Here is a 15,112-nt window from a genome sequence, read left to right on the forward strand (position 1 = left end):
GAAAAAGTTCCTCCTTGTCAGGGGCGCCGTGAAAGACTCAACAGCACGATGCCCCCCAGCACGATACCCCCGCCGATCAGTTGTATGCCGCTCAACATCTGCCCCAGCACCAGGTAGCCCAGCGCCAGCGAAGCCACCGGCTCAACGTTCATCACCGGCGCATTGCGGGCCATCTCCAACCGCGGCACGCTGATGAAGAGTACCGAAAACGCCACGCTGTAGAGTACGGCCAGTGACACCAGCCCCGCCCAGCCGGTGGCGCTCGCCGGCAGCGCCATGCCACCGGGCACCAGGCTCATCGCACCGGCCAGCAGCATGGCGACAAGCACCGTCAGCATGGTGAGCAGGCTGCGCAGGGTGCTGCCCACCTCGGCAAGGCGATGCTCGGTGATCCACAGCGCAAAGGAGAAGGCGGTAGCGGCGCCGAGACCGAAGGCCACCCCCGTCAGCCACTCCTCTCCCAGGGCCTGGGGCGAAGCCACCAGGGTCGGCACATCGAGTACCACTACCAGCCCCGCCAGGATCACGGCCATGATCAACGCCGCCCGCAGGGTCGGGCGCGGCCCTCCCAACACCCAGGTCAGCAGTGCCAGCTGTATGGGAAAGGTGTTCATCAGCAGCAGCGCCACCACCACCGGTATGCGGGCCACCGCCGAGTAGAGGCAGAGGCTCTGTACCGCCACCATCAGCCCCGCCAGCAGCTGCCATCGTCGTGCCCCCGCCGGCAGCACAAGGCGCTTGCCCTGGGCCATGAACAGGACGATAAGCACGGCCAGCGCGACGGCGGAGCGGACGAGTACGGCCAGCAGCAACCCGGTGCCCTCGTCGAAGGCCAGGCGTGCGGCCACATGATTGCCGGCAAACAGCGTGGCGACACCGGCCAGCAGCAAGACGGCAACATGGCGGGACAGCAATACGGGTACGGCCATCGCCGATGACGGTGACGACATGAGTGGTTTTTCCGTGGTTGAAGGATGGCGGTCAGCATGCCAGCGTTTTCAACAGAAGCCCATTCTCCCCTAGTCATGCACAATGGGCGCGTCGAACGATAGCCTGCAAATCATTGCATGGTAGACTAAGGTCTAACGTCTATGCTACCCCTAACTCATACCACCGGGAGAACCGATGAACGCTTCGGTACTGGTCATCAACTGTGGCTCGTCCTCGATCAAGTACGCGCTGATACCCGCCGCAGCGGACCAGCCGCGCCTCGCTGGCATTGCCGAACGCCTGGGCAGCAGCGACGCCTTCCTGAAGGGGGTCGATAGCCACGGCGAGCGTTTCGAGAAGGCCCTGCCCGGCGCCGATCATACCCGGGCGCTAGAGGCCATCCTGGAGCATCTCGAGGGCCACCGGCCCGCCGCCGTTGGCCATCGCATCGTTCACGGCGGCGAGCGCTTCACGCGGGCCGCGCGGATCGACGATGAGGTGATAGCGGCCATCGAGGCCACCGCAGCCCTGGCCCCGCTGCACAACCCCGCCAACCTGGAAGGCGTGGCGGCCACATGCAAGCTGTTTCCCGATCTCCCGCAAGTGGCCGTGTTCGACACCGCCTTTCACCAGTCATTGCCACCCCAAGCCTTCCGCTACGCCCTGCCGGAAGCGCTCTACCGCGATCACGGCATCCGTCGCTACGGCTTCCACGGCACCAGCCACGCTTTCGTCAGCGGGCGTGCCGATGCCCTGAGCGGCATCGAGGGTGGCTGGTTGACCGCACACCTGGGAAATGGCTGCTCCACCTGTGCCGTCTGGGAGGGCCGCAGCCTCGACACCAGCATGGGCCTGACCCCGCTCGAAGGCTTGGTGATGGGCACCCGCAGCGGCGACGTGGATCCCGGCCTTCACGCCCATCTGGCACGCCAGCTCGGCTGGAGCCTGGAGCGCATCGATGAGGTCCTCAACCGCGGCAGCGGCCTGCTGGGACTCTCCGGGCTGACCAACGACATGCGCGAGCTGGAAGTCGCCGCCAGCGAAGGGCACGAGAACGCCCGGCTGGCCATCGAGGTGTTCTGCTATCGCATCGCCAAGTCACTGGCTGCTCTTTCCTGCGCCCTGCCCCGCCTCGACGGCATCGTCTTCACCGGCGGCATCGGCGAGAACTCGCCGCTGGTCCGCGAAAAGGTCGTCAGCCATCTGCCCCACTTCGGCCTGGGCCTGGATCGTGCCATCAACACCCAGACGGTGCGTGGACGCGAAGGCCGCATCGACGGGGGGCATCCGGCGGCACCTCGCCTCTGGGTCATCCCCACCGATGAAGAGGGCCGCATCGCCGAGGAAACCCTCCAGCTACTGGACGAGACCACCCCATGACACCACGCAATGCCCGCCCGCAACCCCAGGTCCTGCTGATGGTGCCTACCAGCGTGGGTGTCGGGCTGACATCGGCCAGCCTGGGCCTGATGCAGGCTCTCGATACCATCGGCCTCAAGGCCGGCTTCCTCAAGCCGTTTCGCCAGGACGAACTCAACGGCCCCGGGCCCGACCGTTCCACCGCCCTGGTCAGCAGTACCCTGGGGCTGGATGCGCCGCCACCCATGCCCCAGGCCGAGATGGAGCGGCTGCTGCGCCAGGACCGGCTCGATGTGCTCATGGAGCAGGTGATCGAGCTGCATGACCAGGCCATCGAGCGCCAGGCGGGAACGGCACCGGAACTGATCGTGGTGGAAGGGGTGGTGCCGACGGCTCACGGCACCTACGCCACCCAGCTCAACACCCACTTGGCCCACGCCCTCAATGCCCGCATCATCCTGGTGGGCAGCGGTGACACGGTCGAACCTCGGGCCCTGGCCGAGCAGTTGGACATGCATGCCCAGGCCTTCGGCGGTATCGGCTCCGCTCGAACCCTGGGCTGCATCCTGATGCGCATGCCCAACCCGCCCGGCAGCGAAGCGCCGCCACTGCTCGCTCCCGGTGGCCGCATGCAGGTCGATGAGAGCCTGCTGGCCGAGCTGCGCCGTTATTCGCCTGCCCTGGCCACCGACCGCTTCCACCTGATCGGCGTGGTGCCCTATAACGCCGCCCTGATCGCCCCGCGGGTCGTCGACGTGGCACGTGCCCTGAACGCGCGTTTCCTCAGTGAAGGCGACGCTGCCAACCGCCGGGTGCTCTCCACCAGCCTCTGCGCCCGTAGCGCCGCCAACGCCCTCCACGCCTTCCGACCCGGCAACCTCATCGTCACCTCGGGCGATCGTGACGACATCGTGCTCGCCTCGGCGCTGGCCACCATGAACGGCGTGCCCATGGCCGGGGTGCTGCTGACCAACGGCTACATGCCCAACGACAACATGATCGAGATGTGCCGTCCCGCCCTGAAGACCGGCATGCCCGTGCTGGCCGTGGATACCGACAGCTTCACCACGGCCAAGGACCTGGGGCGGATGGGCAATGACATTCCCATGGACGACCTGGAACGCGCCGAGCAGGTGACGCGCTTCGTGGCCGAGCACATCGACCTGCAGTGGCTGAAGGACCACCTGAGCCGAGGCTACGCCAGCCGGCTTTCGCCCTCGGCCTTCCGCTACCAGCTGGTCAAGCTCGCCCAGCAGGCGGACCGACGCATCGTCCTGCCCGAAGGCAGCGAACCGCGCACCGTGGAAGCCGCCGCCATCTGCCAACGGCGAGGGATCGCGCGCTGCGTGCTGCTGGCTCGTCGCGAGGAGGTCGAGGAGGTGGCGCGAAACCGCGGCATCGAGCTGCCGGAAGGACTGGAGATCATCGACCCGGAATCGATACGGTCCCGCTACGTCGCGCCCATGGTCGAACGGCGCGGTGGCAAGGTTAACGCGCTGACCGCCGAGGATCAGCTCCAGGACAACGTGGTGCTGGGCACCATGATGCTGCAGCTCGACGAGGTCGATGGCCTGGTCTCGGGCGCGATTCATACCACCGCCAATACCGTGCGTCCGGCCTTCCAACTGATCAAGACCGCCACCGACTACCGCCAGGTATCGTCGATCTTCTTCATGCTACTGCCCGAGCAGGTGGTGGTCTATGGCGACTGCGCGGTCAATCCCGACCCCGACGCCGAGGCGCTGGCCGAGATTGCCATCCAGAGCGCCCGCTCCGCCCAGGCCTTCGGTATCGAGCCCCGGGTCGCCATGATCAGCTACTCCACCGGCGAGTCGGGCAGCGGCGTCGACGTGGAGAAGGTTCGCGAGGCCACCCGGCTGGCACGCCAGCAGGCGCCGGACCTGCTGATCGACGGGCCGCTGCAGTACGATGCCGCCGCCATCGAGAGCGTCGGCCGCCAGAAGGCGCCCGATTCACCGGTGGCCGGGCGCGCCACGGTGTTCGTCTTCCCCGACCTCAACACCGGCAACACCACCTACAAGGCGGTGCAACGCAGCGCCCGGGTGGTCAGCGTCGGCCCCATGCTGCAGGGCCTCAACAAGCCGGTGAACGACCTCTCCCGCGGCGCCCTGGTGGACGACATCGTCTATACCATCGCTCTGACGGCGATTCAGGCAGCGCAGCGGATGAAACTCTAGAGCAAGAAAGTCTCGCCATCCTCTGTTTCGCTACAACCCCGCTCCCGGAGGCGCTTCGACGGCTGGTAGGGAGCGGGGTCGATCCGGGTGGGTCGACCCAATAGCTGGTCGACCAGCAGTCGTGTCGCCGCTGGCGCCAGCACCAGGCCGTTGCGGTAGTGCCCGGCGTTGACATGGAGCCCCTCGATGCCGGGCACCGCACCAATGAACGGAATGCCATCCGGCGCCGCGGGCCGGAGCCCGGCCCAGTGGTGCTCGATCTCGCACTCGGCCAGTGCCGGCAACATGGCGATGGCGCTTTGTCGCAGCGACTCCCGCGCCGCCTCGGTGGGGCGTTTGTCGAAATCCGCCTGTTCCAGAGTCGAGCCGACAAGCACACGGCCGTCGGCGCGCGGTATCAGATAGCGCCCATCGGCCAGCACCACGCGCTCCAGCAGCTGCCTGCCACCGGGCATCGGCGGCGTACGGAACAGCATCATCTGGCCCTTCACGGGCCGCACAGGTAGCGCGACCCCGATGCTACCCAGCAGGACCCCGCTCCAGGCACCGCCGCACACAATCACCTGCCCTGCCGTGATACGTCCCAGGGATGTATCCACCCCTGTTACACGCCCCTCTTCCATGCACAGTGCTTCGACCGATGCCCCCTCCTGCAGGGTAACGCCGGGCAACGACATGAGATGGGCTCGCAGTGCCTGACAGAGCCGTGGGTTGCGGACACTGCCCAGGGTCGGCATCCAAAGGCCACTGGGCACGCCTGCCGCCAACCAAGGCTCCTTGCGGTAGATGAATGCCGCATCGACGACCTCAAGCGGCTTGTTGGCACGTTTCGCCCACTCGAACGCCCTGTCGCCGTCGTCGACCCGCAGGTAGAGCAGCCCCTTCTGGCGATACTCGGCATCGATACCCGTCGCCTCCAGCAGCTGTGCCGTCAGCGCGGCGTACTCGTCCTCGGCCTGCCGCGCCAGGTTGGAAACCGGCTCGCTATAGCGCCAGGGGTAGAGGGGCGAGACGATACCTCCTCCGGCCCATGACGCCTCCTGCCCGCACTTTCCTCGCTCCACCAGGGTGACGGTACGCCCGGCTGAAGCCAGCTGCCAGGCGGTCATCATGCCGATGACGCCCCCACCGATAATCAGAAAGTCTTTCACCATGACCCCTTAAGTCGTGAAGCCGAGTACCAAACCAGCGGCCCGGCCGGCATCGCCATCCCACCTGCCGCCATAGCTTACCTTGCCAGCTTCCCTGTCGTCTTCAGCACATGCGTCTCAGCACATACGCTCCAAACGCGATACGCCCCGCGAAGGCGGGGCGCAGAGGGTGGTGCAACAAAATCTGAGACTCGCTGTTCAGGCCGCCCCTTTCAACCGCTCGCTGCGCCGACGCAACAGCTCCATGGTCACCAGCAGCAGGGTCGACATCAGGATCAGGATGGTGGCCATGGCGGCGATGGCCGGGCTGATGTTCTCGCGAATGCCGGAGAACATCTGGATCGGCAGGGTGCGCTCGGTGGGGCTGGCGATGAACAGTGCCACCACTACCTCATCGAACGACGTGGCAAAGGCGAACAGGCCGCCGGACACCACCCCGGGCACGATCTGCGGTAGTACCACGGTGAAGAAGACCCGCAGCGGGTTGGCGCCGAGACTGGCGCCGGCCCGCACCTGGTTGAAGTCGAACCCCTGCAGGGTAGCGTTCACGGTAATCACAACGAAGGGAACACCCAGCACGGTATGGGCCAGGACCAGGCCGGCATAGGAGTTGAGCAGGCCCACCTGGGCGAAGAAGAAGTACATCCCCACCGCCACGATCACCAGCGGCACCACCATGGGGGAGATGAGCAGCGCAATGATCAGCCCCTTGCCGGGGAAATCGGCCCGATTGAGCCCTACCGCGGCCAGGGTGCCGAAGGTCATCGCCAGCAGGGTCGCCAATGGTGCCACGATCAGGCTGTTCTTCAACGCGTCCATCCAGGGGCCGGATGGATTGAAGATGGCCTCATACCAACGCAGTGAGAACCCCGGCAGCGGATAGGTCAGGAAGGAGCTGCTGCTGAACGATAGCGGAATGATCACCAGCACCGGGGTGATCAGAAACAACAGGACCAGGCCGCAGAATCCGCGGAAGAACCAGAACCAGACCTTTTCTATCGGCGATGCATAGGGCGGCAGAGCCATTATTCTTCTCCTGAGCGGTTCAGTGCCTGATCATCTGCTTGCGGTTCACCAGGCGGTGGTAAACCAGGTAGAGCATCAGCGTTACCACCAGCAGGATGCTGCCAAGTGCCGCTGCCATACCCCAGTTATTGGTGCTGTTGGTGTAATAGGCCACGTAGTAGCTGACCATCTGGTCCGCCGGTCCGCCTACCAGGGCCGGAGTGATGTAGTAGCCCAGCGCCATGATGAAGACGAGGATCGTGCCTGCCGCGATGCCGGAAATCGTCTGGGGAACATAGACCTGCCAGAAGGCGGCGAAGGGATGCGCGCCCAGCGATACGGCGGCGCGCTGGTAGCTGGGCGAGATGCCCTTCATCACGCTGTAGAGCGGCAGCACCATGAACGGCAGCAGGATATGCACCATGGCGAAGAAGACGCCGATGCGGTTGAACACCAGCTGTAGCGGAGAGTCGATTACGCCCGTGGCCATCAGTGACTGGTTTACCAGGCCATTGGACTGCAACAGGATGATCCAGGCCGCGGTGCGCACCAGCAGCGACGTCCAGAACGGCAATAACACCAGTATCATCAGCAAGTTACTGGTTTTCGCCGGCAGCGTGGCCAGCAGGTAGGCCAGCGGAAAACCCAGTGCGAGGCAGATCAGCGTGACGCCTCCGGCGATCACCAGGGTACGCTGGAATACCGCCTGATAGAGACGGTCGCCTTCACCGATACGTTGAATCTGGCCGGTGTCGCCGCGCTCGAGATCCACCGACGCCAGCAGATAGCGGTCCGTGGTCGGCGGTGCCGCGCGCTGGATACCCAGCCAGGTGGCTGTTTCGCCCCAGGCCTCATCGATCTCGACCAGGGTGGCCGTCCAATTGCCATCGGCATCGAGACTCGCAGGCAGGCCTCGCAACGTGCGCATCAGCAGGCTGCGGTACTGGGTATCCTCATAGTTGAGGCGGCGCCCGATGCGCCCCAGCCCACCCCCCTGGCGCGAATCACGCAGCTCGGCGGCGAAGGCAGCCATGGTGGACTCATCGGGCAGTCCGGTACCGTCCCACCGCTGCAAACCGGCCGTGGTAAGCGGCATGACCGATTCCAGCTCGGTGTTGTCGACGCTACGCCACAGCATGCTGCCGATGGGCACGACGAAAACGACAATGAGAAACAGCGCCAGCGGTGCTACCAGCCCGAATGCCTTCCATTTGCGCAGCCGCTCGGCGCGTCGCAGCTGCGCCTTGAGCGTACCCGCCGGCCTGGGCGGCGGCTGCGAAGCCGCAATGGTCGTGGTCATGGCCTTCTCCCACTGATGACGACCGGCGTGACCCAGCGAGCCGGGTCACACCACAGGAAACGGGGCAGCGGCCGGGAAGCCGCTGCCGACGTCGTGGGATCAGCGCGCCGCCCAGGCGTTGAAGCGCTGTTCCAGTTCCTCGCCGTAATCGACCCAGAAGCCGGTATCCACGGCCAGTGCACCTGCCATATTCTCTTCATGGGTTGGCATGCGCCGCGCCTGCTCCTCATCGAGCTGGGCGATGGCATCCGGATGCACCGGCCCGTAGGGAATCTGACTGGAGTAGGCGGCCTGGTTCTCGGGCTGGCTGGCGAAGGCGATGAAGTCGTAGGCTTCGTCGACATACTCGCTGCCCGACACGATGGCCCAGTAATCCAGGTCGTAGATACTCTCGTTCCAGACGATCTCCAGGTTGCTGCCCTCTTCCTGAGCCGCGGCGATGCGCCCATTGTAGGAAGAGGTCATGACCACGTCACCGGCAACCAGCCACTGGGGCGGCTGCGCACCCGCTTCCCACCACTGGATGTGCTCCTTGATCTCATCGAGCTTGGCAAAGGCGCGGTCGACGCCTTCCGGCGATTCGAGCACCTCGTAGACCTCATCGGCAGGCACGCCGTCGGCCATCAGCGCGAACTCCAGGGTGTACTTGGCGCCGCGACGCAGGCCACGGGTGCCGGGAAACTGCTCCACATCCCAGAAATCGGCCCAGGAGGTCGGCGGCGTGTCCAGAGCGTCGGCATCGTAGGCCAGTACCGTGGACCAGACGAAGGTACCGACACCGCACTCATCGAATGCCGAGTCGATCAGCTCGTTACCCAGGCCCAGCCGGCCCCAGTCGATGGGCTCGAACAGCCCCTCGAAACAGCCGCGGACCAGCTCGGGAGACTCCATCTCCACAAGGTCCCAACTGACGTTGCCGGTCTCGACCATGGCACGGATCCGCGACAGCTCACCGTTGTAGTCGCCCGGCGTGAGGTTGATGCCCGTGCTCTCCTGGAAGGGGCCGTAATAGGCCTGCTGCATGGCGTCACCGGACGCACCGCCAAAGGAGATGACGGTCAATGCCTGGGCACCGCTGGAAACGGCCAGCCCCGCCGTCAGCAGGCTGCCGATGGCGACGCTGCGGCCAAGACGCGAAAGTGGGAAACGGCTGTGAGTCATATCTTTCTCCCGGTCACTGAGACCTTTTTTGTTGATATGGAACGTTGCTGATATGGAACGCTGTTGCTATGAAACGCTGTTGCTGCATCTTGCCCGTCCGGCATAGCCTCTGGCCGTGCAGGCGGCTCTCTGGATACGTTCAGGAGGCGTTCAGCGCGCGAACGTCCTCGTCCCGCCAGCCGAGCTCCACCACATCGCCCGACTGCATGCTGCTGGTGAACTCATCCACGGGGACGCGGGCCACGAAGTCGTCGTTGCCGGCGAGTTCACAGCGCACCCGCATGTGATCCCCGAGGTAGATGAACTCCCGCACACGCGCCTGCAAGCGGTTGGGCAACTGCCGTGACGCGCCATTGAGCTTGATGCGCTCGGGGCGAATCGACAGCCGAGTGGCATCGCCTGCCCCCAGGTTGGGACCGAGCAGCGCACCGGTATTCAGGCCCCCACCGAAGCTGACCCGGCATTGGCGACCTTCCACGGACTCGATGCGGCCGGGCAGGGTATTGTTTTCGCCAATGAACTGGGCAACGAAGGCATTGGCCGGGTATTCGTAGAGATTGCTCGGGGTGTCGATCTGCTGGATGATCCCGTCGTCGAAGACCGCCACCCGATCCGACATGGTCAGTGCCTCGCCCTGATCATGGGTGACGAACACTACCGTCAGCCCCAACTGCTCATGAAGCTGCTTGATCTCCAGCTGCATGTGCTCGCGCAACTGCTTGTCGAGTGCACCGAGGGGCTCATCCATCAGTATCAACTGCGGCTCGAAGACCAGGGCGCGGGCCAGGGCGACCCGCTGCTGCTGTCCACCGGAAAGCTGTGTCGGTCGTCGTCGGGCGAATTCGCCCAGCTTGATCATATCCAGTATCTCGGCCACCTTGCGGTCGGCCTCGGCGGCGGGCATCTTGCGTGTCTTGAGCGGGTAGCGGATGTTCTCTTCCACCGTCATGTGGGGAAAGAGCGCATAGTTCTGGAATACCATGCCGAAGTTGCGCTTGTGGGGAGGCACGCTGTTGAGGCGCTGGGTGCCCAGGTAGATATCCCCATTGGTAGGCACCTCGAAGCCGGCGAGCATCATCAGGCAGGTTGTCTTGCCGGAACCGGAAGGACCCAGCAGGGTAACGAACTCCCCCTGGTGGATGGTGAGGTTGAGATCCTTCACCACCAGGTTCTCGCCATCGAAGGTCTTCTGTACCGCATCGAAGCGAACCAGGGGCGGCGCTGGGTGGGAGGGTTCGCTGGTATTATTGTTTGGCATGGTTTCACCCGCAGTTAGAAATGGGTGCTGCGACGTCAATAATTACAGACGTTCACACAAAATATCCACATTCCAAGCTATGCATCTGCCAAGCTCACGTCAAGTATATTCCACATTTTCTTTAGCCGTAGACCCTTTTCGACCACCTGACTCGTCCATGCAACGCTACGGAAAACTCCCCGGTCGAGAGCTGCCGGATGGGGGGCGGAACAAAGGGCCCTTTCCCACGTGCGTCCGCTAGCCTAGAGTGGAGTCATGTTACGCAGTAAATCAGGAGGCTAGCCCATGACGGCTCAAGACCGACCCTCGGTCATGGCAGGGACCGAGCGACGCGCTCAGCTCTCGCTATTCGCTCGCAACTTCTTCAAGCACCCCCGGATGCTGGGCTCCATCATTCCCAGCTCACCGTACCTGGTCCGGCGGCTGCTCGAACCGGTCGACTGGGAGCGCGCTCGCGTCATCGTCGAGTACGGTCCCGGGGTCGGCACGATCACAAGGGAGATCCTGAGCCGCCTGCACCCGGAGGCGACACTGGTGGTCATAGAGACCAACGAGGAGTTCGTCGACTTCCTGCAGCGCTCCATACTCGATCCACGCCTGCAGATAATCAGCGGCTCCGCCGAGACGATTCAGGCCGAACTCGAACGACTCGGCCTGCCCGCCGCCGACTACGTGGTGGCGGGCATTCCCTTCAGCACCATGCCGGCGGAGATTCGCGAACGCATCCTCGAGGGCAGCCGGAAAGCGCTGCTGCCGGAGGGCGCCATGCTGGTCTACCAGTTTTCACCCAAGGTCCTGCCCGACCTGCGTCAGGTCTTTTCCGCCGTGGAATGCGGCTTCGAGCCCATCAACATTCCCCCGGCGAAAGTCTATTTCTGCCGCCCCTGACCCGGCCTCACACCGGGGCGGCATGCGAATGCACGTCCCGGCCAGGTACCCCCTGCCCATGCACGACGGATCACCCTAGGCTCTGTCCGAAAACTGGTTCAGGGTGTTCAATGGGAATATCCTCTAGGGATTGCATACCCGCACGACCCGAACTGTACACAGGGAGAAAGAAATGCCCGGCCTGCTGCCCGATGTCGACCCCGATGGCCTGCTCGAGTACTCGGTGGTCTATACCGACCGTTCACTGAACCACATGTCCCAGCGCTTTCAGGGCGTGATGCGGGATATTTCCACTACCCTCAAGCAGGTCTACCAGGCGCATAGCGCCGTGATCGTGCCCGGCAGCGGCACCTTCGGCATGGAGGCCGCGGCACGGCAGTTCGCCACCGGCAAGCACTGCCTGGTGATCCGCAACGGTCAGTTCAGCTACCGCTGGTCACAGATCCTCGAAATGGGCGCCATTCCGGACTCCATCACGGTGCTCAAGGCACGCCGAGTGGACCCGGCCGATCCCATGTCACCCTTTTCCCCGGCGCCTATCGAAGAGGTCGAACGCACCATCCAGGAAGAGCGCCCTGCCGTCGTCTTCGCCCCCCATGTCGAGACCTCCGCCGGTATCCTGCTGCCCGATGACTATCTCAAGCGCATCGCAGCCGCCGTTCATGCGGTGGGCGGACTCTTCGTCCTCGACTGCATCGCCTCCGGCACGCTCTGGGTGGACATGCGCGAGATCGGCGTCGACGTGCTGCTGAGCGCGCCGCAGAAGGGATGGAGCGGCCTGCCCTGCTGCGGCATGGTCATGCTCTCCGAGCTGGCCCGAGAGCGGATCGAGGAGACCACCAGCACCAGCTTTGCCTGTGACCTGCGCAAATGGCTCACCATCATGGAGACCTACGAAAACGGCGGCCACGCCTACCACGCCACCATGCCCACCGACGGCCTGGCACGGCTGCGCGACATCATGGCGGAGACGGCTGCCTATGGCTTCGACAAGGTCCGCGAAGAGCAATGGGCGCTGGGCGAGGGTGTGCGCTCGTTGATGGCCAAGTACGGCTACCGCAGCGTGGCGGCTCCCGGGTTCGAAGCGCCCGGCGTCGTGGTCTACTACACCCGTGACCCGGGTATCGTCGGCAAGTTTGCCGCCGCCGGAGTCCAGGTGGCGGGCGGGGTGCCGCTGATGTGCGACGAAGGAGAGGGCTATCAAGCCTTTCGTATCGGCCTGTTCGGCCTGGACAAGCTGCACCATCTCGAGCGCAGCCTGGCCAGCCTGGAAGCTGCACTCCGGCAGGTCGACTGACGGACACAGGCGACGATGAATTGAATGGATGAATCGAACGGGGCGGCCATGAGGCCGCCCCGCTTGTTCATGACGCTTGTCGGTCGCCCACCGGGTCAGTAGCCGCCAATTCCCCGAGGTATCATGCCCAGGTTGTTCTCCACCGCCTTTACCCCCGTCATGTTCTCGGCAGCCACCTGCACCGCCATCTTCTCTTCCTGACTCTCGACCAGCCCCCAGAGCTGCACTTCGCCATCGGTCACGATGACGTTGATGCGGTCGACCCAGACACCGGTACGCTCGTCGATTTCCTTGAGAATGGCATCGCGGATCTCCCGGTCGTCGGACGTGACAGGGGGCTCGCCCTCCCCGGTGGTGGCCGAAAAGCCACGCAACAGGTTGGCGCGGCTGACAATACCGACGAGGCGGCCATCGCGAACCACCGGCACCCGCTTGATATGATGGCGCTCCAGCAGCTTGGCGATACGTCGCAGCGACTCGTCCTCACTGACGGTGACCGGGTTGGGGGTCATGATCTCGTGGGCCTTGCGCGCGTGGGACTTGATGTATTCGCTGGCGTTATTGGCACCGGAGAAGATCGACTTCAGCCACCAGGACTTGCGCTGATCGGTGTCGTTCTCGACCCGTCGCATCAGGTCGCCCTCACTGACGATGCCCAACACCTTCTGGTCCGCATCCACCACCGGCAGGGCGCTGATGTTGTTGTCAAGCAGCAGCTGGGCGATTTCCCGAACGTCGGCGTCGGGCGGTACGGTAATGACCTTGGCAGTCATGACATCAACGGCTTTCATGGCGGCATCTCCGAGCAGGGAAAACGGGAAGGCATAGGTTTGAATCTAGCCTGACATGGCGGCTCCCACAAACCGCCCTCTGGCAGTTACATTAGCAGACAAGCGTTTTCATCCGCTTGACGTGAAGCAAGCTTGCCCCTCAAGTCGATACCGCGATGGCCGAGTCTCGTTCTTCCTCCAGCTCCTCGCCCCCCTCCTGATGGACCTGCTCGACATCGACGATCCGGGAACGGCTCATGACGATCTTCCAGCGCTGAATGATGGGCCGGTTATTGATCCCCTCCTCGCGGATGACCAGATTGAGCAGATGACGCTTTTCCACCGACTCCTGGGATACCTGTCCATCCTTGAGGCGATAGACATGGTGCTCGCCCTTGTCCATCAGGCGCGCCAGCAGCGACAGGTCCAGCGACAGGGTTTCACGGGTCTTCTCGTAGCCGCTGAGAAAGCGGGTGGGCGACATGCGTGAACTCGATCGATAGTGGAGCACCACTTCCTCGCGCTGTGCCACATTGCGCTTGCGCACCCGCTGAATCTCATCATCGAGCTTGCCGAATCGCTTGTAGTCGAACCACTCTAGCTGGCGCCCCACCAGCGCACCGCTGGTGGCATCCAGGTACTGGCGTCGCCACTTCGGGCGGCCCTTGCGCAGCCAGCGCCACAGCGTATTACGCAGGTCGTCCTTGAACACCTCCCGCATGGCGTAGAGCACGGCCATCGCCAGCACGAAGAGGGCCGTGATGTCGCCCAGGGAATCGCGGGCCTGGAGCAGCCCCAGCGACACGAAGATCATGACCACTGCCGTGGCCAGCCCCTTGACCGCCTTCTGCTCGCCACCACCCAGCTCCTGGCTCTGCTGCTTCAAGGTCACCGGGTGTTCGATCAGCCGCCGCAGCAGCCGCATCTTGTTGGACATCCGGGTGGGGTCCTGGGTGACCCGGCGGGAGTTGTACTCCTCCTGCTCGCGATGGTCGCTCTCGGCGCTGCAGATCGCCAGCAGCCGCTTGCGAATCGAACGAAAGCCCTTGCCTCGCGGCAGGTTGGCCACCAGCGCCAGCAGCTGCTGCTCGGTGAACCAGGAAAGGTAGTTGTCGATATTGGCATAATACTTATGCAGCTTGTCGCTGCCGGGCTGGTTGCGACGCAGGCGGCGCAGTATGCCCTGGGCAAGCTCGCACAGCTCCTCGAGCTGTTCGCTCAGGCGCACCGCCGGGGTGATCGACTCCTCGGCTCGCTCACCCTCCACGGCGGGCGGGTCGCCTTCGGCGCTCGACTCTTCCCGGCTGTCCTGACGCCGCTCCTCCTCCTTCACTTTTCGGGCAGTGTCCAGCAGGGTCTGGGTCGAGCGCTCCAGCGCGATGACGTACTGGTAGGCGTAGAGGCTGAGGCTCAACCGATACTGGTCGCTGGTCAGCTTGCCGCGGCTGGCCAGCCGGCTGAGCACCAGCGGCAGGTGATGCTTGTCGCTGTAATAGGTGCGCTTGCTGTGAATGGCACTGTGGTAGAAGGCGTCCTCCGAGATGACGTGATCGTTCAGTCCCAGCTCGCCGGGCACGAACAGGAAGACGTCCAGCCGGTGCGAGGTCTCCTCCTGCAGTACGCGGGAAATCTTGAGATGAAAGCTATCCTTGCGCTCGACGGTGATCACGTCGCCGCTGCTCCTGATCCAGGGACCGAAGGTCGGTAGTATCCAGTCCCATGGTACGGCGGAAGGCGGCCAGCTTGCCACGGTCCCACCCAACGCCCTGCGCTGACGATGCGCCTGCCAGTCAAC

General features: G+C 64.3%; 12 protein-coding genes. 4 read left to right on the top strand and 8 right to left on the bottom strand.

Features of this window, described 5'->3' with window-relative positions; genetic code table 11:
* Positions 1–17: 17 nt before the first annotated feature.
* Entirely contained in the window at positions 18–950 is a 933-nt protein-coding gene (locus tag LY622_RS10325) for an EamA family transporter (protein WP_234290824.1), read from the bottom strand.
* A gap of 175 nt (positions 951–1,125) precedes the next feature.
* Here LY622_RS10325 and LY622_RS10330 point away from each other — a divergent pair, with 175 nt between their 5' ends.
* Positions 1,126–2,310 (top strand): acetate/propionate family kinase, encoded by a 1,185-nt coding sequence (locus LY622_RS10330; protein ID WP_234290825.1) that lies wholly within the window; start codon positions 1,126–1,128, stop codon positions 2,308–2,310.
* Positions 2,307–4,487 (top strand): phosphate acetyltransferase, encoded by a 2,181-nt coding sequence (gene pta, locus LY622_RS10335; RefSeq protein ID WP_234290826.1) that lies wholly within the window; start codon positions 2,307–2,309, stop codon positions 4,485–4,487. The genes LY622_RS10330 and pta overlap by 4 nt, the downstream gene beginning before the upstream one ends.
* On the opposite strand, the gene thiO is transcribed toward pta, so the two are convergent.
* The 5 genes from thiO to LY622_RS10360 form a co-directional block, all read right to left on the bottom strand.
* Complete coding sequence (gene thiO / locus LY622_RS10340) at positions 4,484–5,638, bottom strand: glycine oxidase ThiO (RefSeq protein WP_234290867.1); 1,155 nt, start codon at positions 5,636–5,638, stop codon at positions 4,484–4,486. The genes pta and thiO overlap by 4 nt on opposite strands.
* A gap of 198 nt (positions 5,639–5,836) precedes the next feature.
* On the bottom strand, positions 5,837–6,664 hold the full coding sequence (locus tag LY622_RS10345) for an ABC transporter permease (RefSeq protein ID WP_234290827.1): 828 nt from the start codon (positions 6,662–6,664) through the stop codon (positions 5,837–5,839).
* A 19-nt stretch (positions 6,665–6,683) separates the two neighbouring features.
* Positions 6,684–7,943, bottom strand: coding sequence for an ABC transporter permease (locus LY622_RS10350; protein ID WP_234290828.1), 1,260 nt, complete (start codon positions 7,941–7,943; stop codon positions 6,684–6,686).
* A gap of 99 nt (positions 7,944–8,042) precedes the next feature.
* Positions 8,043–9,104, bottom strand: coding sequence for an ABC transporter substrate-binding protein (locus LY622_RS10355; protein WP_234290829.1), 1,062 nt, complete (start codon positions 9,102–9,104; stop codon positions 8,043–8,045).
* A 139-nt stretch (positions 9,105–9,243) separates the two neighbouring features.
* Positions 9,244–10,362: an ABC transporter ATP-binding protein gene (locus tag LY622_RS10360; protein ID WP_234280805.1), complete on the bottom strand. Its 1,119-nt coding sequence runs from the start codon at positions 10,360–10,362 to the stop codon at positions 9,244–9,246.
* A 285-nt stretch (positions 10,363–10,647) separates the two neighbouring features.
* Between LY622_RS10360 and LY622_RS10365 the strand changes: the two genes are divergently transcribed.
* Positions 10,648–11,250 carry a class I SAM-dependent methyltransferase gene (locus LY622_RS10365; protein WP_114480783.1) on the top strand — a complete coding sequence of 201 codons (603 nt, stop codon included), beginning with the start codon at positions 10,648–10,650 and terminating at the stop codon, positions 11,248–11,250.
* 172 nt (positions 11,251–11,422) lie between these two features.
* Entirely contained in the window at positions 11,423–12,547 is a 1,125-nt protein-coding gene (locus tag LY622_RS10370; protein ID WP_234290830.1) for an aminotransferase class V-fold PLP-dependent enzyme, read from the top strand.
* Positions 12,548–12,642: 95 nt separating this feature from the next.
* On the opposite strand, the gene LY622_RS10375 is transcribed toward LY622_RS10370, so the two are convergent.
* Positions 12,643–13,338, bottom strand: a complete 696-nt coding sequence (locus tag LY622_RS10375; RefSeq protein WP_234290831.1) for a CBS domain-containing protein — start codon at positions 13,336–13,338, stop codon at positions 12,643–12,645.
* Between the two features lie 139 nt (positions 13,339–13,477).
* Positions 13,478–14,986 carry a hypothetical protein gene (locus LY622_RS10380; protein ID WP_234290832.1) on the bottom strand — a complete coding sequence of 503 codons (1,509 nt, stop codon included), beginning with the start codon at positions 14,984–14,986 and terminating at the stop codon, positions 13,478–13,480.
* Between the last annotated feature and the right edge of the window lie 126 nt (positions 14,987–15,112).

The sequence above is a fragment of the Halomonas alkalisoli genome (genome assembly GCF_021412585.1).
Classification (GTDB): Bacteria; Pseudomonadota; Gammaproteobacteria; order Pseudomonadales; family Halomonadaceae; genus Halomonas; species Halomonas alkalisoli.

Coding starts and splice junctions, on each gene's coding strand:
- LY622_RS10325 (WP_234290824.1), bottom strand. CDS start 950: ATGTCGTCACCGTCATCGGCGATGGCCGTACCCGTATTGCTGTCCCGC.
- LY622_RS10330 (WP_234290825.1), top strand. CDS start 1,126: ATGAACGCTTCGGTACTGGTCATCAACTGTGGCTCGTCCTCGATCAAG.
- pta (WP_234290826.1), top strand. CDS start 2,307: ATGACACCACGCAATGCCCGCCCGCAACCCCAGGTCCTGCTGATGGTG.
- LY622_RS10345 (WP_234290827.1), bottom strand. CDS start 6,664: ATGGCTCTGCCGCCCTATGCATCGCCGATAGAAAAGGTCTGGTTCTGG.
- LY622_RS10350 (WP_234290828.1), bottom strand. CDS start 7,943: ATGACCACGACCATTGCGGCTTCGCAGCCGCCGCCCAGGCCGGCGGGT.
- LY622_RS10355 (WP_234290829.1), bottom strand. CDS start 9,104: ATGACTCACAGCCGTTTCCCACTTTCGCGTCTTGGCCGCAGCGTCGCC.
- LY622_RS10360 (WP_234280805.1), bottom strand. CDS start 10,362: ATGCCAAACAATAATACCAGCGAACCCTCCCACCCAGCGCCGCCCCTG.
- LY622_RS10365 (WP_114480783.1), top strand. CDS start 10,648: ATGACGGCTCAAGACCGACCCTCGGTCATGGCAGGGACCGAGCGACGC.
- LY622_RS10370 (WP_234290830.1), top strand. CDS start 11,423: ATGCCCGGCCTGCTGCCCGATGTCGACCCCGATGGCCTGCTCGAGTAC.
- LY622_RS10375 (WP_234290831.1), bottom strand. CDS start 13,338: ATGAAAGCCGTTGATGTCATGACTGCCAAGGTCATTACCGTACCGCCC.